The organism is Paenibacillus medicaginis, assembly GCF_042138635.1.
In the GTDB taxonomy this organism is placed as follows: Bacteria; Bacillota; Bacilli; order Paenibacillales; family Paenibacillaceae; genus Paenibacillus; species Paenibacillus medicaginis.
On the sequence record NZ_JBHIRY010000004.1, the window covers coordinates 79,602 to 94,399 of the forward strand.

14 protein-coding genes and 1 riboswitch are annotated in these 14,798 nt (G+C 55.0%); all 14 genes read right to left on the reverse strand.

All coding sequences use genetic code 11. The features are described 5' to 3' along the window. Nucleotides 1–115 precede the first annotated feature (115 nt). Nucleotides 116–1,270: a non-hydrolyzing UDP-N-acetylglucosamine 2-epimerase gene (gene wecB, locus ACE5LO_RS05885; RefSeq protein ID WP_375519101.1), complete on the reverse strand. Its 1,155-nt coding sequence runs from the start codon at nucleotides 1,268–1,270 to the stop codon at nucleotides 116–118. A gap of 27 nt (nucleotides 1,271–1,297) precedes the next feature. Then, entirely contained in the window at nucleotides 1,298–1,927 is a 630-nt protein-coding gene (gene upp, locus ACE5LO_RS05890) for a uracil phosphoribosyltransferase (protein WP_375519102.1), read from the reverse strand. Between the two features lie 491 nt (nucleotides 1,928–2,418). Further along, complete coding sequence (glyA, locus tag ACE5LO_RS05895) at nucleotides 2,419–3,669, reverse strand: serine hydroxymethyltransferase (RefSeq protein ID WP_375519103.1); 1,251 nt, start codon at nucleotides 3,667–3,669, stop codon at nucleotides 2,419–2,421. A 43-nt stretch (nucleotides 3,670–3,712) separates the two neighbouring features. After that, the gene (locus tag ACE5LO_RS05900; protein ID WP_375519289.1) at nucleotides 3,713–4,267 is read right to left on the reverse strand and encodes a TIGR01440 family protein; all 555 of its coding nucleotides are present in this window, start codon (nucleotides 4,265–4,267) and stop codon (nucleotides 3,713–3,715) included. A 164-nt stretch (nucleotides 4,268–4,431) separates the two neighbouring features. After that, nucleotides 4,432–4,513, reverse strand: a riboswitch (ZMP/ZTP riboswitch). 80 nt (nucleotides 4,514–4,593) lie between these two features. After that, a complete protein-coding gene (locus ACE5LO_RS05905) occupies nucleotides 4,594–5,175 on the reverse strand; it encodes a low molecular weight protein arginine phosphatase (RefSeq protein ID WP_375519104.1) in 582 nt (193 codons plus the stop codon). Nucleotides 5,176–5,216: 41 nt separating this feature from the next. Continuing rightward, on the reverse strand, nucleotides 5,217–5,777 hold the full coding sequence (locus ACE5LO_RS05910; protein WP_375519105.1) for a manganese efflux pump MntP: 561 nt from the start codon (nucleotides 5,775–5,777) through the stop codon (nucleotides 5,217–5,219). A 145-nt stretch (nucleotides 5,778–5,922) separates the two neighbouring features. Then, on the reverse strand, nucleotides 5,923–7,008 hold the full coding sequence (locus ACE5LO_RS05915; RefSeq protein WP_375519290.1) for an L-threonylcarbamoyladenylate synthase: 1,086 nt from the start codon (nucleotides 7,006–7,008) through the stop codon (nucleotides 5,923–5,925). A 227-nt stretch (nucleotides 7,009–7,235) separates the two neighbouring features. Beyond that, nucleotides 7,236–7,892 (reverse strand): stage II sporulation protein R, encoded by a 657-nt coding sequence (spoIIR, locus tag ACE5LO_RS05920; RefSeq protein ID WP_375519106.1) that lies wholly within the window; start codon nucleotides 7,890–7,892, stop codon nucleotides 7,236–7,238. A 322-nt stretch (nucleotides 7,893–8,214) separates the two neighbouring features. Next, nucleotides 8,215–9,396, reverse strand: a complete 1,182-nt coding sequence (locus ACE5LO_RS05925; RefSeq protein WP_375519107.1) for an FtsW/RodA/SpoVE family cell cycle protein — start codon at nucleotides 9,394–9,396, stop codon at nucleotides 8,215–8,217. A 99-nt stretch (nucleotides 9,397–9,495) separates the two neighbouring features. Then, the gene (prmC, locus tag ACE5LO_RS05930; RefSeq protein WP_375519291.1) at nucleotides 9,496–10,359 is read right to left on the reverse strand and encodes a peptide chain release factor N(5)-glutamine methyltransferase; all 864 of its coding nucleotides are present in this window, start codon (nucleotides 10,357–10,359) and stop codon (nucleotides 9,496–9,498) included. A gap of 25 nt (nucleotides 10,360–10,384) precedes the next feature. Then, nucleotides 10,385–11,452, reverse strand: a complete 1,068-nt coding sequence (prfA, locus tag ACE5LO_RS05935) for a peptide chain release factor 1 (protein ID WP_375519108.1) — start codon at nucleotides 11,450–11,452, stop codon at nucleotides 10,385–10,387. A gap of 262 nt (nucleotides 11,453–11,714) precedes the next feature. Beyond that, entirely contained in the window at nucleotides 11,715–12,815 is a 1,101-nt protein-coding gene (ychF, locus tag ACE5LO_RS05940; protein WP_375354678.1) for a redox-regulated ATPase YchF, read from the reverse strand. Nucleotides 12,816–13,012: 197 nt separating this feature from the next. After that, entirely contained in the window at nucleotides 13,013–13,489 is a 477-nt protein-coding gene (locus tag ACE5LO_RS05945; protein ID WP_375519109.1) for a GNAT family N-acetyltransferase, read from the reverse strand. A 91-nt stretch (nucleotides 13,490–13,580) separates the two neighbouring features. Then, nucleotides 13,581–14,672 carry a type 2 isopentenyl-diphosphate Delta-isomerase gene (gene fni, locus ACE5LO_RS05950; RefSeq protein WP_375519110.1) on the reverse strand — a complete coding sequence of 364 codons (1,092 nt, stop codon included), beginning with the start codon at nucleotides 14,670–14,672 and terminating at the stop codon, nucleotides 13,581–13,583. Nucleotides 14,673–14,798 lie beyond the last annotated feature (126 nt).

A 14,798-nucleotide genomic window follows, 5' to 3' on the forward strand; every position in this document is an offset into this window, starting at 1 on the left:
CGCCCTAAAGCGGGAAAATCGGCTCAAAAACAAGGTATTAAGCAGTTCAAACCCTTGCAAACCGTACAGTTGAACTGTATGTTCAACTGCTGGTTTGTAAGAACTTGATTCAAACTTATTTTGTGAACATTCTGTGAAACTGTTCAGGACGCTGCTTGCGGATGCCAAAATGGTGAAGTATGGCATTGACAATTCTTTCCGAAGCATGCCCGTCACCGTACGGATTCGCCGCTTTGCTCATCGTTTCATAGGTTGCGGAATCGGTCAGCAGCGCTTTGGTACGTTCATATACCTTTTCTTCATCCGTCCCGACAAGCTCAAGTGTCCCTGCTTCGATGCCCTCAGGCCGTTCCGTGGTATCTCTGAGCACCAGCACAGGCACACCAAAGGATGGCGCCTCCTCCTGCATCCCGCCCGAATCGGTCAAAATCAGGTGGGTGTGGGCGTAGAAATTGTGAAAATCCACCACGTCCAGCGGATCGATCAGCCGGATGCGCGGATGATCGCCCAAAATTTCAAATGCCGGCTCTTTTACCGCCGGGCTTGGATGCACCGGATACACGATCGCCACATCCTCGAATTCATCCGCGATGCGCTTGACTGCGCGGAAGATGTTGCGGTGCGGCTCTCCCTGCGACTCGCGGCGGTGCGCGGTCATCAGGATCAGTCGCTTGTCTTCCGCCCATTTCAGGACCGGATGATCATAATCCTGCCGCACCGTATATTGGAAAACATCAGTTACCGTATTGCCTGTAACGTAAATGCGGTCTTCTGGCTTGTTCTCCCGGTGCAGGTTGCCAGCCGACCAATCTGTCGGGGAGAAATGAAGATCAGCCAGCACGCCTGTCAGCTGCCGGTTCATCTCCTCCGGGTAAGGAGACAGCTTGTTCCACGTCCGCAGCCCTGCTTCAACATGGCCGACCTGAATCTGCTGCATGAAGGCGGCATAGCTGGCGAGGAAGGTGGTCAGCGTATCCCCGTGCACCAGCACAATATCGGGCTTCGCTTCGCGCAGAACAGGCTCCAGTCCTGCCAGGACGCGCAGCGTAATTTCGTTCAGGCTCTGCCGGTCCTGCATCACGTCGAGATCGTAATCAGGGGTGATCTTGAACACCTCAAGCACCTGATCCAGCATCTGACGATGCTGTGCCGTTACGCAAACGATCGATTCAATATGCTCAGGGTGACGCTGAAGCTCCAGAATAAGCGGCGCCATTTTGATTGCTTCAGGGCGCACACCGAAAATGGTCATTACTTTAATTTTAGACATTGTAGACTCCTTTTAACGGTTTTGCGCTTACTTCGTACCGTACAACCGGTCACCGGCATCGCCAAGCCCAGGCACAATATAGCCGTGATCGTCGAGACGCTCGTCCAGTGCAGCTACATAAATATCAACGTCCGGATGTGCGTCCTGTACGGCCTTCACACCTTCCGGAGCAGCGATCAGGTTCATCATCTTGATCTGTGTGCAGCCCCGTTTCTTCAGCACATCAATCGCCGCAATCGCCGAGCCGCCGGTAGCCAGCATCGGATCGATTACAATCAGTTCGCGTTCCGTTACGTCCGTAGGGAGCTTGGTGTAATATTCCACAGGCTGCAGTGTTTCCGGATCGCGGAATAATCCGACATGCCCTACCTTCGCCGCCGGGATCAGTTTGACCACTCCGTCCAGCATGCCCAGCCCGGCCCGCAGAATCGGGATCAGTCCCAGCATGCGGCCTGAAATCACCTTGGCTTCCGTCTCAGCCACAGGAGTCTGTACCTTGATGCCTTCCAACGGTATATCACGCGTAATTTCATAAGCCATTAAAGTGGCCACTTCATCCACCAATTCACGAAAATCCTTGGTATTGGTGCGAACATCGCGAATAAATGTTAGTTTGTGCTGAATTAAAGGGTGATCACATATCACCAATTTGCCCATAAAAAGTCCCTCCGGTGTTCACTCGATAAAATCCCTGTACATACATCCTGCCACAAATCCCGTTTATTATATCATTCCCCGGCATGATTTAACACCTGTCACGCCCGAGTTTTCCACGTTTCTATCCAAATTTCCTATAAGTGCGAGTTCAAAAAGTCAGGTTTTCAGCACCGAGAAGGTTGGATGAAGCTAGGGACTGAGGAGCGGAGCGTACGTGGAGTACGTGAGCACCTGAAATGTTTCCGTAGGAAACATGCTTCGGAAGCATCCGCTTAGGCCCGGCTGAATTCAAGATTCGATGTCGAGTCCGCTTCCTGACTTCCTTCGTGATCAAAAGATGACTTTTTGAACTACCTTTATAACGGAAAGGACTCAGCAGGTGTTTACACCTGAAAGGGTCCGCCGCTCAGAGGTTAAACACAAAGAAACCGCCCGCATCCTTTACAGGACACGAACGGTCTTATAAATCGCGCTAGCGCTCGGACAGAATCTTAATATTGAATTTCAGGGTAAATCGGGAACTGGTCGGTCAATTTAGTGACACGGCTGCGCAGCTCCGCCAGGATGGTTTCATCCTTCGCATTTTTCAGCGTTTTGGCAATAATTTGGCCGATTTCAATCATGGCATTCTCGTCCATGCCGCGGGAAGTAGCCGCAGGTGTGCCAATGCGGATACCGCTAGTTACAAACGGGCTGGTCGGATCAAACGGGATCGCGTTCTTGTTCACCGTGATGCCGATAGAGTCGAGCACATGCTCCGCGTCTTTCCCCGTAATGTTCAAATTACGCGTGTCGATCAGCATGAGGTGGTTGTCCGTACCGCCGGACACGATATTGACACCTTCGCTGATAAGCGTTTCCGCCAGCACTTGGGCGTTGCGCACCACTTGCTTCGCGTATTCGGTAAAAGAAGGCTGAAGCGCCTCGCCAAGAGCTACGGCTTTGGAAGCAATCACATGCATAAGCGGCCCGCCCTGCGTACCCGGGAATACCGCTTTATCGATGGCCTGTGCCCAAGCCTTGCGTGTCAGGATCATGCCGCCGCGCGGTCCGCGCAGCGTTTTGTGCGTTGTAGTGGTCACAAAATGGGCATGCGGCACCGGATTTGGATGAATGCCTGCAGCGACCAGACCGGCGATATGCGCCATGTCCACCATGAACAAAGCACCGACATCGTTCGCAATCGAAGCGAAGGCTTCGAAATCGATCGTGCGGGGATATGCGCTTGCTCCGGCTACTATGAGACGCGGACGATGCTTGAAGGCCGCCTTGCGCACTTCATCATAATCGATCAGGAAGTTGTCTTCACGCACGCCGTAAGCCACGAAATTGTACAGCAAACCAGATGCATTTACCGGGCTGCCATGCGTCAGGTGACCGCCATGCGCCAGGTTCATGCCAAGTACCGTATCACCGGTATTCAGCGCTGTCAGGTAAACCGCCAGATTGGCCTGTGCGCCAGAGTGAGGCTGCACGTTGGCATGCTCAGCACCAAACAGCTCCTTCGCCCGGTCGCGCGCAATATTTTCCACAATATCGACATGCTCGCAGCCGCCGTAGTAACGCTTGCCGGGATATCCTTCGGCATATTTGTTCGTCAGAACGGAGCCCATCGCCTCGATAACCGCTTCGCTCACGATATTTTCAGATGCGATCAGCTCAATATTGTTCCGCTGGCGCTTGAGCTCAAGCCCCATCGCTTCCAGCACAGCCGGATCATTTTTGCGCAAATTTTCCATCATAATAAAGTTCCTCCCCGCGTTATTATGCTTGTTTGTATTCTTTTTACAGTTCCAGCCGGTAAACCGCCCGCTCGCCGCCGATCAGCGGAGGACGGGTAAAGGCTGCATTGACCCGCGCTTTCCCAATATGACGGAGGCTCGGCCGGAAGGGAACGGCCACCCTGCGCAAATGCATGCCGATCAGCGTCTCGCCGATATCCAGACCAGCATGCGCTTCGATTGTTTCGGCCAGGCACGGCTCCTTCATCGACCTGAAAGCCGCAGCAGCCATGGAACCGCCAGCCTTCGGCACCGGCACGGCGCCCACTTCCTTCAAGCCGAGCCTCTCCATGACAGCTCTTTCCAGCACGAGCGCACGATTCAGATGCTCGCAGCATTGGAATACAGCATCAAATCCATATTCCTGCTGCACCTCCCTGACACCTGCCAGCAGTTGCTCAGCCACCTCCAGCGCTCCGGACGTGCCGATTCGCCGTCCAGCCACCTCGCTGGTACTTGCACCAATGACCAGCAGCCTGCCCGGCTTCAATTCTGCGACAGCGGCCAGCTCCCTTAATATAGCTACAGTATTCGCGCGCAGGCCGACTGCCATCTCCATATGCTCCATCTCAAGCCCCCCTGTTCCGCAGTCCAGCATAGTTTCAGCTTTCATTCCAGCTGAATAGCCCCGCCTTTGTTTTAGCAAAAACGACAAGCTGCCATCCTGGGCAGAGGAAACCTGCTAAATGAAAAAAGAGCAGTCCGCGACTGCTCGCGGAATTGCTCTTTTGCCCAGGCGACCGGCCGTATATCCGATGCTCCACCGTGGTTTAGCCCACTTTCGTCGCCAGTTACACCGGATTCTCGTTCATGTACCCTTATCTTAATTTATCAATGCGGGGAAATCAACAGCAATCTGCACCAAAAATCCGCCAGACGGTGTGATTATTTCCGATTTTCCAGCTTATCCGCCAGACGGTGCAACGCCGTGCGGATTTCCGCTGCCGCGATGTCGTAATCCTCTCGTGATCCGCCGAAAGGATCGGAGATGTCAAAGCTTGGAATCCGCTGCCGGATTTCAATCATACGCTCCCTTTCTTCCACGGAAAGCTCCTGGCCGAGGGAGGCCATCATTTCCTGGGAGGCGAACAGACTGTCCAGTGTTTGCAGGTCGTTCAGGACTGCCGGATCATCCTCAACATACTCCTTCAGTGTGTACGTCTTCCCCGCTGCCGCAGGAAAGCGCTGGATCACATGCCGCTTATGGCTTTGCGTAAGAGTCAGGATCAGGTCCGCCCATTCCACCAGTTCCCCATGCAGCGATGTGGAACGGAAGGCTTCCCTGATTCCGTGATCCCGCAGCACGGCTTCGGCATGACGGGAAATTGATGTGCCGTCCATTGCGGCTACTCCGGCCGAACGCACCTCCAGACCAAGCCGGCGTTCAACAGCCAGCTTGCGCAGCATCGCTTCCGCCATCGGGCTCCGACATGTGTTGCCTGTACATACAAACAAAATATTTTTCATGACTTCCCACCTCCTGCTCTCCACGCTGCAGCTTGCAAAAATCAAAAAATAAACATCATTCCAAAAGCAAATAAAATGGCCCCGCCGATCGCCTCTCCGTACTCACCCAGATTGCGGCTGACGTGTCTTCCCAGCAGCAGCCCCAGGACTGACATCACACCGCCGGCTCCGCCAAAGGCGGCAACCGTCAGCAACAGATCGCTCCGGAACATGCCAAGGGACACACCCACCGAAAAGGAGTCCATGCTCACGCCAAGCGCATACAGGATCACTCCGACGGAAGAGCGGTAATCCAGCAGCGGCACGCTGCTTCCATATATTGAATTATAAATCATATGACAGCCAAGCAAAATGAGCAGGCCACCAGCCACATAGGCCGCAACATGTCCAAACACTTCACTCATGAAATGCCCTGTGAACATGCCCAGCAGCGGCATCACCAAGTGGAACAAGGCAACGACCGCGCTGATCCGCAGGACATCTTGCAGCCGGACGCCCTTCATCCCTACACCGATTCCGAGCGAAAAAGCATCCATCCCGAGTGCAAGGGCCATGATCAGAACGGTCAGAAGTTGTCCCATATGGGAAGTGGCTTCAAGCATGGTCATTCCTCCATGTACATTTTCAATCTGTACACGATATGCGGACAAGGAGGAAACTAGTACATGCCGTATCCATGGAAGGGGCACTGAGGCATGCGGCAGCTGCGGGCTGTTCCCGGTACTGCGGCTTTGTCAGTGCTGCAGGCTACTCGCGGGCTTCGTCTGCCCGGATCACCTGATGTCCGGCCGCCTTCAGCAGCCGGTTCATAACGGCCGCGCCAAGCCCGTGCGGCGGACAGGCCTCTGCGAGAATGAAAGTAATGCCATCCTCGTCACAGCGGCGCAGCACCCCGTACAGGCGCCGCCCCGCCTCCTGCAGCGTGTCGAGACTTCCGAGCGTATAGACGCGCTGCCCGATGTAATCGGCTGCGTGCTCGTCAAAAGCGAGCACGGCCGTGCGCTCTCCGCTGGCCCCCGCCACGGCCAGCTCGCGCCGGATCAGGCCCGTCACCGCTGCCGGAGACGGGCCTTCCACCACGCTTAAGCGCCCGCGGGGCGCGTAATGCGTGTACTTCACCCCCGGCGAGCGGGGAGCCGGGGTGTCGGAGCCGGCGGTGCCCGCCAGGCCCGGGTCGGTCGTGACGGCCGGGCAGACGGCGGTGAGCTGCTCGGCGGTGATGCCGCCAGGGCGCAGGATCGTCACGGTGCCGTCGTCGCCGACCTGCACCACGGTCGACTCCAGCCCCACGCCGGTAGGGCCGCTATCGACGATGCCGCCGATCCGGCCCTGCAGGTCCTCGCGCACATGCTCGGCAGTCGTCGGGCTCGGACGACCGGAGCGGTTTGCGCTTGGCCCTGCCACAGGGCACCCGGCCTCGGCAATCAGCCGCAGCGCCACCGGGTGGTCCGGCATCCGCACGGCAACCGTGTCCAGCCCCGCCGTTACGCGCGGGGACAGCACGCCCGGCTTGACCGGAAGCACCAGCGTAAGCGGCCCCGGCCAGAACGCCTTGATCAGGGCCTCCGCCGTGCCGTTCACCTGCTGCACGAGTTCATCGAGCTGGCTGCGCCGCGCAATATGCACGATGAGCGGATTGTCAGAGGGTCGGCCCTTCGCAGCAAAAACCGCCTCTACAGCGGCGGTATTGCGGGCATCGGCACCGAGTCCGTATACAGTTTCCGTCGGGAAAGCAACCGTATCGCCCGCACGCAGCAAAGCAGCCGCCTCCCGCAAGGCCAGTGCCGCAAACTGGGAGGGATGCCCTGTATACGAGCTCCCTCCCGGTTCCATTTCATTCGCCACGGCCTGCTCCAGGTTTTTCACGTCCCACCAGAACGTCGGACGCTTCCCGGCTTGTGCCGGGCCGCCGGCGTCTTCAGGCTGCAGCTTTTGATCATCATTCATATTTATTCATCCTATACCTTCTTGATTGGGTTCAGTTTTCCGTATAAGCTCAAGTTCCTGGCTTTCGTTCACTTATTATATCACATTTAGAAAACCGTTTATTGATGCACTTGCTAGGAAAGCAGTCCGCCAACCCAATTCCATAAATCAACCGCTTTATCCACCAGATAGAAGCGTACCTCAACCTGATCTTCTTTATTGTCGCCTTGTTCAGTATTTTTACCGGCAGCGACTGCCTTGTCAGCCCCCTGGGGGCTGCTCGCCCCGACGAAGCACAGAGGAGGAAACAGAACACACCACCAGTTCTTGCCCGCACCCGCTCCCAGCGTAATGCGGACGGCCTCGTATTGTCCCGCAGGATACACTCTGCTGCCGTAAATTTTAGTTGGGAATGGAACTTGTCCCAGCTCTACATTATACGAATACGTCAGTCCTTGACGGGCAAGCTCCCGGCCTACCGTTTCCCGGATTTCCGGCAGCCGTGTCCGTACGATACTCCGGGCTTGCTCCAGACTTCGCGGCTGCTGCATCTCATCGATCCACGTATTCATCTCGGCTACCACCGCATCCCGGACCTGTAATTTCACGAGCTGATCCCCCGGCAAATCGGAATTGGCCAGAATGCGAAGCCGGATCGAATCATGCGGAATCGCTGAGGCCTGCTGTACCCAGCCGGGTACGGCGGCGTCTACTTTCTGCCCCTCCCAGGACATAACTAATATAAATAAACATACTAGGATAATTACGGTTTGTTTGACTGCTGCCTTCATTCCCGTTCCCCCCGCTCCTCTTTATGTCTATCAGTATGTCCGTCTGCCAGAGGGATAAACCTATGAAACTATTAGAAGTTGTTCAAAAAGTCATCTTTTGATCACGAAGTAAGTCAGGAAGCGGACTCGACATCGAATCTTGAATTCAGCCGGGCCTTCCGGTGCTCACGTACACAAAACGTACGCTCCGCTCCTCAGTCCCTAGCTTCATCCAACCTTCTCGGTGCTGAAAACCTGACTTTTTGAACACGCATTATTATAATCAACAAAAAAACAGAGGCCCTCTCCCTATGGAAAGAACCCCTGCAAGATACCTATGAATTTAAGTCTGCTTGACCGTCCGAGACCGGACCGGATCAGGCAAATCATCATCTATTTCCTGCCCGTGAACGCGGATGCTCATAATCAACCCCATACTCGCCATGTTAATCAGGAGCGACGTGCCGCCATAGCTGACAAACGGCAAAGTAATGCCAGTGAGCGGCATGATGCCGATGAAGGCGCCAATATTCTCAAATATCTGATACAGCAGCATGGACACAATGCCGACCACAATATACGGTCCTGCCCTGTCCCTGCATTCCAGCGCGATCAAAATCATGCGGTGAATCAGGATAAAATAGAGCAGCAGCAGTGCTGATGAACCCACAAAGCCGAATTCCTCAGCAATCACTACAAATATGGAGTCCGAGTACGTATACGGCACACGGCCGGATTGGACCGAAGAGCCCTGTAAAAACCCTTCGCCGGTCATGCCGCCGGACGCAATCGCCAGTTTGGCATTCTCCGTATGCCACTTGGCCGCTGCGCTGGCTTCATCCGGCATTAGCCATGGATCGAGGCGGTCTGTCCAATGCTGCCGGCCTATATCTTTCATAAAGGTGTATATCTCTTCATGAAAGGTAGTATAAGCCTTGATTCCGCCAACTACCGCTACCGTAAATATAATAAGACCAATTAGCGCATGAGATGCTTTCATGTTGCCGATCCACAGCATGCCTATAAGAATGACAAGATAAGCAAGCGCATTCCCCAAATCGTTCTGCGCCATGACAACAGCAAAAGGGACAAACGTGACCAGACCAATCAGGAGCACATCACGGACAAAGCGAAGCTCACCCTGCCGTCTCAGCATCAGCATGTAGGCCAAACTGATGATCAGCCCGAGCTTGAACAGCTCGGCCGGCTGGATACTGAGACCGCCAATCCTCAGCCATCCTTGCGCGTTGTTCAGGTTTTCCCCGAAAAAGAACACCAGCATCAGCACCAGCAGGCCACCCAGATAGATATATCTCGCATATTTGATAAAGATGCGGAAATCAAGCAATGTCATACCGGCCAACGCCACAAAACCAATCGCATAGTTGACAATAATACTGATATAATCGTTCTGATGCCCGGCCCAATAGCGGCCTGCACTATATACGGCAACAACACTGATCCCCATCAACAAGAGCAAAATGGTAATAATGGGGCCGTCGATTCTTTTAAATTTCTGAAGCATAGTTTCCCCCTGAAGCGAATTCTGAACACGGATCCAGCAACTCCAACCATTCAGCTACCCTTCATTGTATAGGATCGGCGGTCAAAAATAAAATGCAGCTCATTCCGCTATTCCCAGGACATGCCGTTCAATACCCGCAAGATCAGGCACGATGACAATGCGGCTCCAATGACCTGCCTCCTTCAGGAGACCGGCCACCTCACGCGCCTGCCCCATGCCCAGCTCGAAGCCGATCAAGCGCGGCGCTGCCGCCAGCAGCGGCAGCTGGCCCATCATCGCCCTGTACGGATCAAGACCATCCTGGCCGCCATCCAGCGCCGTGCGCGGCTCATGATCGCGCACCTCCGACTGCAGCCCTTCGATGTCTGCAGCGGGAATATATGGAGGGTTCGATACCAGAATGTCCACCATCTCCCCGGCGAAGGGCAGCAGCAAGTCGCCTTCGCGCAGATCCACGGTGGTGCCGTTCGCCTCCGCATTCCGCGCCGCCACTGACAGTGCGGCCGCCGAAATATCCCCGGCCGACACCCGCCAGCGGGTTCTCTCGGCCGCCAGTGTTACGGAGATCGCGCCGCTGCCGGCGCCGATGTCCAGGGCATGCGGCGTGCCTCCCGGCCACAGCCGGTCTCCGTGCTGCAGGATGGCCTCCACGAGCAGTTCTGTCTCCGGACGGGGAATCAGCACCGCCGGAGTCACGCTGAAGGGGCGGCCGTAAAACTCCTGGGAGCCGATAATATACTGTGCCGGCTCTCCCGCCGCCTTGCGGTTCACTACCGCCTCCCAATCTGCCGCACGTTCTGCTGGAAAGGGCTGACCCAGTTCAGCATAGAACGCTGTCCCTTCCAGTCCAAGCACATGCTCCAGCAGCAGCCGCGCGTTATGCTGCGGCTCCATCACACCAACAGCCGCCAAAAAAGAAGAAGCCCCAGATAAGGCTTCTCTGATACTCCGGCCCGGTGACATCCGATAAATCGCGCGTGCCAAAGCTTTATACCTCTTGTGCCATCAAATCGGTCTGCTCCGCAATGGTCAGCGCCGATACGATCTCTTCGATTTCGCCGTTCATGACCTGGTCAAGCTTATGCATCGTCAGACCAATCCGGTGGTCGGTTACACGGCTTTGCGGGAAGTTATACGTGCGAATCCGTTCGCTGCGGTCACCTGTACCCACCTTGCTCTTGCGTTCGCCTGCATACTTGGCTTCCTCTTCCTGGCGCATCATATCATAAATGCGGGCACGCAGCACCTGCAACGCCTTCTCTTTGTTGGAGTTCTGTGATTTGCCATCCTGGCAGGTCGCCACAATGCCGGTAGGAATATGGGTTACGCGCACAGCGGATTTGGTTGTGTTCACCGACTGTCCGCCGGCACCGCTGGAGCAGAAGGTGTCGACACGGATATCCTTGTCGAGAATTTCAATATCCACTTCTTCCGCCTCAGGCATCACCGCTACCGTAGACGTGGACGTGTGAATACGGCCGCCTGACTCCGTGGTCGGAATCCGCTGTACCCGGTGCGCGCCGCTCTCGAATTTAAGCTTGCTGTACGCCCCGCGGCCGTTGACCATGAACGTAACCTCTTTAAAGCCGCCAAGATCGTTCATATTCGCATCCATCAGCTCCACACGCCAGCCCTGGGTATCCGCGTAACGGGTATACATGCGATAGAGATCAGCCGCGAACAGGGCCGCTTCATCCCCGCCGGCCGCGCCGCGAATCTCCACGATCACGTTCTTGTCATCATTCGGATCCTTAGGCAGCAGCAGCACGCGAATTTTCTCTTCCAACTCCTGCTTGCGGGCGGAAAGCTCCTCAATTTCCATCTTGACCATGTCGCGCATCTCGTCATCAAGCTTTTCAGCCAGCATCGCTTTGGCGGCATCCAGCTCTTCCGTCACTGTTTTATATTCTGTATAAGCCTCGTAGGCGGGCTGCAGATCAGATTGTTCTTTGGAATAGTCCCTCAGCTTCTTGCTGTCATTTGCCACATCCGGATCACAAAGCAGTTCGCTCAACTTCTCATAGCGGTCCACTAAAGATTGCAGTCGATCCAACAAGGGAATTCACCTCTTTATTCATCAAAGTTTCATATCTATATTTTTATACAATCACTATCTTTTCAACATTTGATTATATCATCTTAACATATCAATAACTACTGGCAAATCCGCGTTTCCAGAAAATTATGCAGGTTACTTCAATACATGCCTCAGCTTCGGAATCATACTGCAAAAAAAGCGGCCGCCCGGGGCTCGCTGCCCGGCTGCGACCGCCAGAAGGCAAGGGATATGAAGCTTTCGTCCCCCTGCATGATTTGGATTAAACGTTAAAGCGGAAGTGCATGATGTCGCCGTCCTGCACGACATATTCCTTTCCTTCCAGACGCAGCTGGCCGCGTTCTTTGGCCCCGTTCATGGAACCCGCCGCCACCAGATCGTCATAAGACACGACTTCCGCACGGATGAAACCGCGCTCGAAATCGCTGTGGATTACGCCTGCCGCACCCGGAGCCTTCGTGCCCTTGCGGATCGTCCACGCGCGCACCTCCTGCACCCCGGCCGTGAAGTAAGTGTACAGTCCAAGCAGGCGGTATGCCGCCTTGATGAGACGGTTGAGCCCCGACTCTTCCAGTCCCAGCTCCTCCAGGAACATGGCCTTGTCCTCACCCTCAAGCTCGGCGATTTCAGCTTCCACTTTGGCGCTGATCGGCACAACCTCGGCATTCTCGCCTGCCGCAAACTCGCGGACCTGCTGAACATATGGATTGCTGTCTGCATCCGTCACGCCATCCTCACTGACATTAGCCGCATACAACACCGGCTTCATGGTCAGCAGATGCAGATCGCGAACCAGCAGCTTCTCATCATCCGTCAGCTCCAGACTGCGCGCCGGCTTGTCATTGTACAGCGTTTCCTTGAGACGCTCCAGCACTTCCACTTCCTGCATGGCAGCCTTGTTGCCGCCCTTTGTGTTTTTGCGGGACCGTTCAAGCCGTTTGTCCACGCTCTCCAGGTCAGCAAGAATCAGCTCCAGATTAATGGTTTGTATATCGCTGACCGGGTCCACCTTGCCGTCGACATGCGTAATATTCTCATCCTCGAAGCAACGGACGACATGCACGATCGCATCCACCTCGCGGATATGGGCCAAAAACTTGTTGCCCAGGCCCTCTCCCTTGCTCGCGCCGCGCACCAGACCGGCAATATCCACGAATTCGAAGGCCGTCGGCACCGTTTTATTCGGCACGACCATCTCTGTCAATTTATCAAGACGCTCGTCCGGAACCTCAACCACGCCGACATTCGGATCAATCGTGCAAAAAGGATAGTTGGCGGATTCGGCGCCGGCCTGTGTGATCGCGTTGAACAGCGTCGATTTGCCGACATTCGGCAGTCCGACGATTCCTGCTTTTAAAGCCATAGTAAGAACAACTCCCGTTTATATGAAATAAGAAAAACGTCTATCGACGCACATTCACAGAAGACAGACCGCGCTTAGCGATAGTTTGGCTTGATGTAAACTCCATTCTTGTCACAGTTACACCAACCCACATTATATATGACAACCGCCACAGGCGGCAACCGGAGAAGCACATCTGTTTCACATCTGTTCACGCGTTAAAGTTCTTTGCTCATCTGGATATCCGTAACGGCATAACCCGCACTTTTGTACAAATGCAGCGCCCTCTCATTGTGTCCGAACACATGCAAGCCGATGCGGGAAGCGCCGGCCCGGCGGGCCTTTTCATCCAGCACAGCCATCGTTTGTTTGCCATAACCCTTGCCCCGGTACTGCTCAAAGATCGTAATTTCCAGCAGAAAAGCTTCTGCTCCCCAAGTATGTTGCGTGATATTAAACCAGAGATTTCCGATATGCAACTCTTTGCTGTCTTCACTGAGGACGATGGCATATAAATAAGCATCAGGTGTTGTCAGACCTAATGGAATAAATTTTCTTATGCTTTCTTGAGAGCGCTGCAGTGCTTCCTCTGCCGTCCAGGCTCCTGCCTTTATTTTATCCTCAGCGAAATCCTTGATCAGCCATTGCTCAAAACGCTCGAATTGCTCGGGACTCATCGGTATAAGTGAGATCATTGGCCCCATCCCCTCCAGTATCGGATTGTGAAGGCCGCAGGACGTCCTTCTTGAATTCCTTCAGTATAATACGGATGCTATCTTATATGCACTAAAATGATCTGCGCCGCAGCCGTGGCGTGTTCCGCAGTGCCTCCACATTCCCCGCTCCGATTCCGAACATGACCGTCCGCAGCTCCATCTCGACCTGGGCCAGCCTGTCGTGCAGCGCCTGTTCCGAAGCAACGGCCGAACCGAGCAAGGAGCGCCCGAAGCCCGCCAAATCCGCTCCGAGAGCAAGGGCCTTGGCGGCATCCACGCCGCTCTGCAGCCCACCGCTGCCGATGATGGCTCCCTTGCTTTCAAGCGCGCTTACTTCTGCAATACATTCCGCAGTCGGGTTGCCCCAATCCGCGAAGGCCTCGGCCGCCGCCCGTTTGACCGGATCGGGGTTACGGTATTTCTCGACCTGGCTCCAGCTTGTCCCGCCCGAGCCGGCCACGTCGATGAACGCCACCCCGGCAGAGTACAGCCTCGAAGCAGTCTCACCGTCGATGCCCCAGCCAACCTCTTTCACGCCCACGGGAACGGAGAGCGTCCGGCATACGTGCTCTATCAGCTTCAGTAGCCCGGAGAAATTTGTATCCCCCTCAGGCTGGAACACTTCCTGGATTCCATTCAGATGAAGAACGAGCATATCCGCACCCGCAATGTCCACAGCACGGCGGCATATTTCTTCATCATATCCGTAATTGAGCTGCACTGCCCCGAGATTGGCGATCACCGTGATATTGGAGGCATGGCGGCGGACATTAAAGGTTGCGGCCAATTCCTCTTTTTCCACGGCCGCTCGCACCGATCCAACACCAAGCGTCCAGCCCCTGGCTTCGGCGGCGGACGCAAGCCGCTCATTAATTCTCCCCGTTTCCACGCTCCCCCCTGTCATCGAGCTGATCAGCAGCGGTGTCCGCACAGCCCGCCCAAGGAAGATGTTGTCCAGACGAATGGACGCAAAATCAAGCTCAGGCAGCGGATTATGCTTGAACGCATACCGCTCCAGGCCGCTGGTGATGCCCCGTCCAGCTACGTCCTCTTCCAGGCACAAGCGCACATGCTCTATTTTCCGTTCCCCGGTCCGCCCTGCGGGCAGCAGCGAGTCGCCTTCCTTAACTTCGCGCCGGTTTTCATTGGTTTGATCACTCATGTAAAGCTCCCTTGTCTCATTTATTTAACTATCGTAGTTATCTCTTTTCCCCATTCCGAAGTTCCCTATTTAGATAGTATATCGGACCCTGTTTACAATTCAAAATATAACGTCAGACAGTATGCG

Excerpts from the sequence above, each read along its gene's own strand:
- prmC (WP_375519291.1), bottom strand. The coding sequence starts at position 10,359 with ATGTCACCGGGCCGGAGTATCAGAGAAGCCTTATCTGGGGCTTCTTCT.
- ACE5LO_RS05910 (WP_375519105.1), bottom strand. The coding sequence starts at position 5,777 with ATGCTTGAAGCCACTTCCCATATGGGACAACTTCTGACCGTTCTGATC.
- ACE5LO_RS05945 (WP_375519109.1), bottom strand. The coding sequence starts at position 13,489 with ATGATCTCACTTATACCGATGAGTCCCGAGCAATTCGAGCGTTTTGAG.
- spoIIR (WP_375519106.1), bottom strand. The coding sequence starts at position 7,892 with ATGAAGGCAGCAGTCAAACAAACCGTAATTATCCTAGTATGTTTATTT.
- upp (WP_375519102.1), bottom strand. The coding sequence starts at position 1,927 with ATGGGCAAATTGGTGATATGTGATCACCCTTTAATTCAGCACAAACTA.
- fni (WP_375519110.1), bottom strand. The coding sequence starts at position 14,672 with ATGAGTGATCAAACCAATGAAAACCGGCGCGAAGTTAAGGAAGGCGAC.
- ACE5LO_RS05900 (WP_375519289.1), bottom strand. The coding sequence starts at position 4,267 with ATGGAGATGGCAGTCGGCCTGCGCGCGAATACTGTAGCTATATTAAGG.
- ACE5LO_RS05925 (WP_375519107.1), bottom strand. The coding sequence starts at position 9,396 with ATGCTTCAGAAATTTAAAAGAATCGACGGCCCCATTATTACCATTTTG.
- ychF (WP_375354678.1), bottom strand. The coding sequence starts at position 12,815 with ATGGCTTTAAAAGCAGGAATCGTCGGACTGCCGAATGTCGGCAAATCG.
- wecB (WP_375519101.1), bottom strand. The coding sequence starts at position 1,270 with ATGTCTAAAATTAAAGTAATGACCATTTTCGGTGTGCGCCCTGAAGCA.
- ACE5LO_RS05905 (WP_375519104.1), bottom strand. The coding sequence starts at position 5,175 with ATGAAAAATATTTTGTTTGTATGTACAGGCAACACATGTCGGAGCCCG.
- ACE5LO_RS05915 (WP_375519290.1), bottom strand. The coding sequence starts at position 7,008 with ATGGAACCGGGAGGGAGCTCGTATACAGGGCATCCCTCCCAGTTTGCG.
- glyA (WP_375519103.1), bottom strand. The coding sequence starts at position 3,669 with ATGATGGAAAATTTGCGCAAAAATGATCCGGCTGTGCTGGAAGCGATG.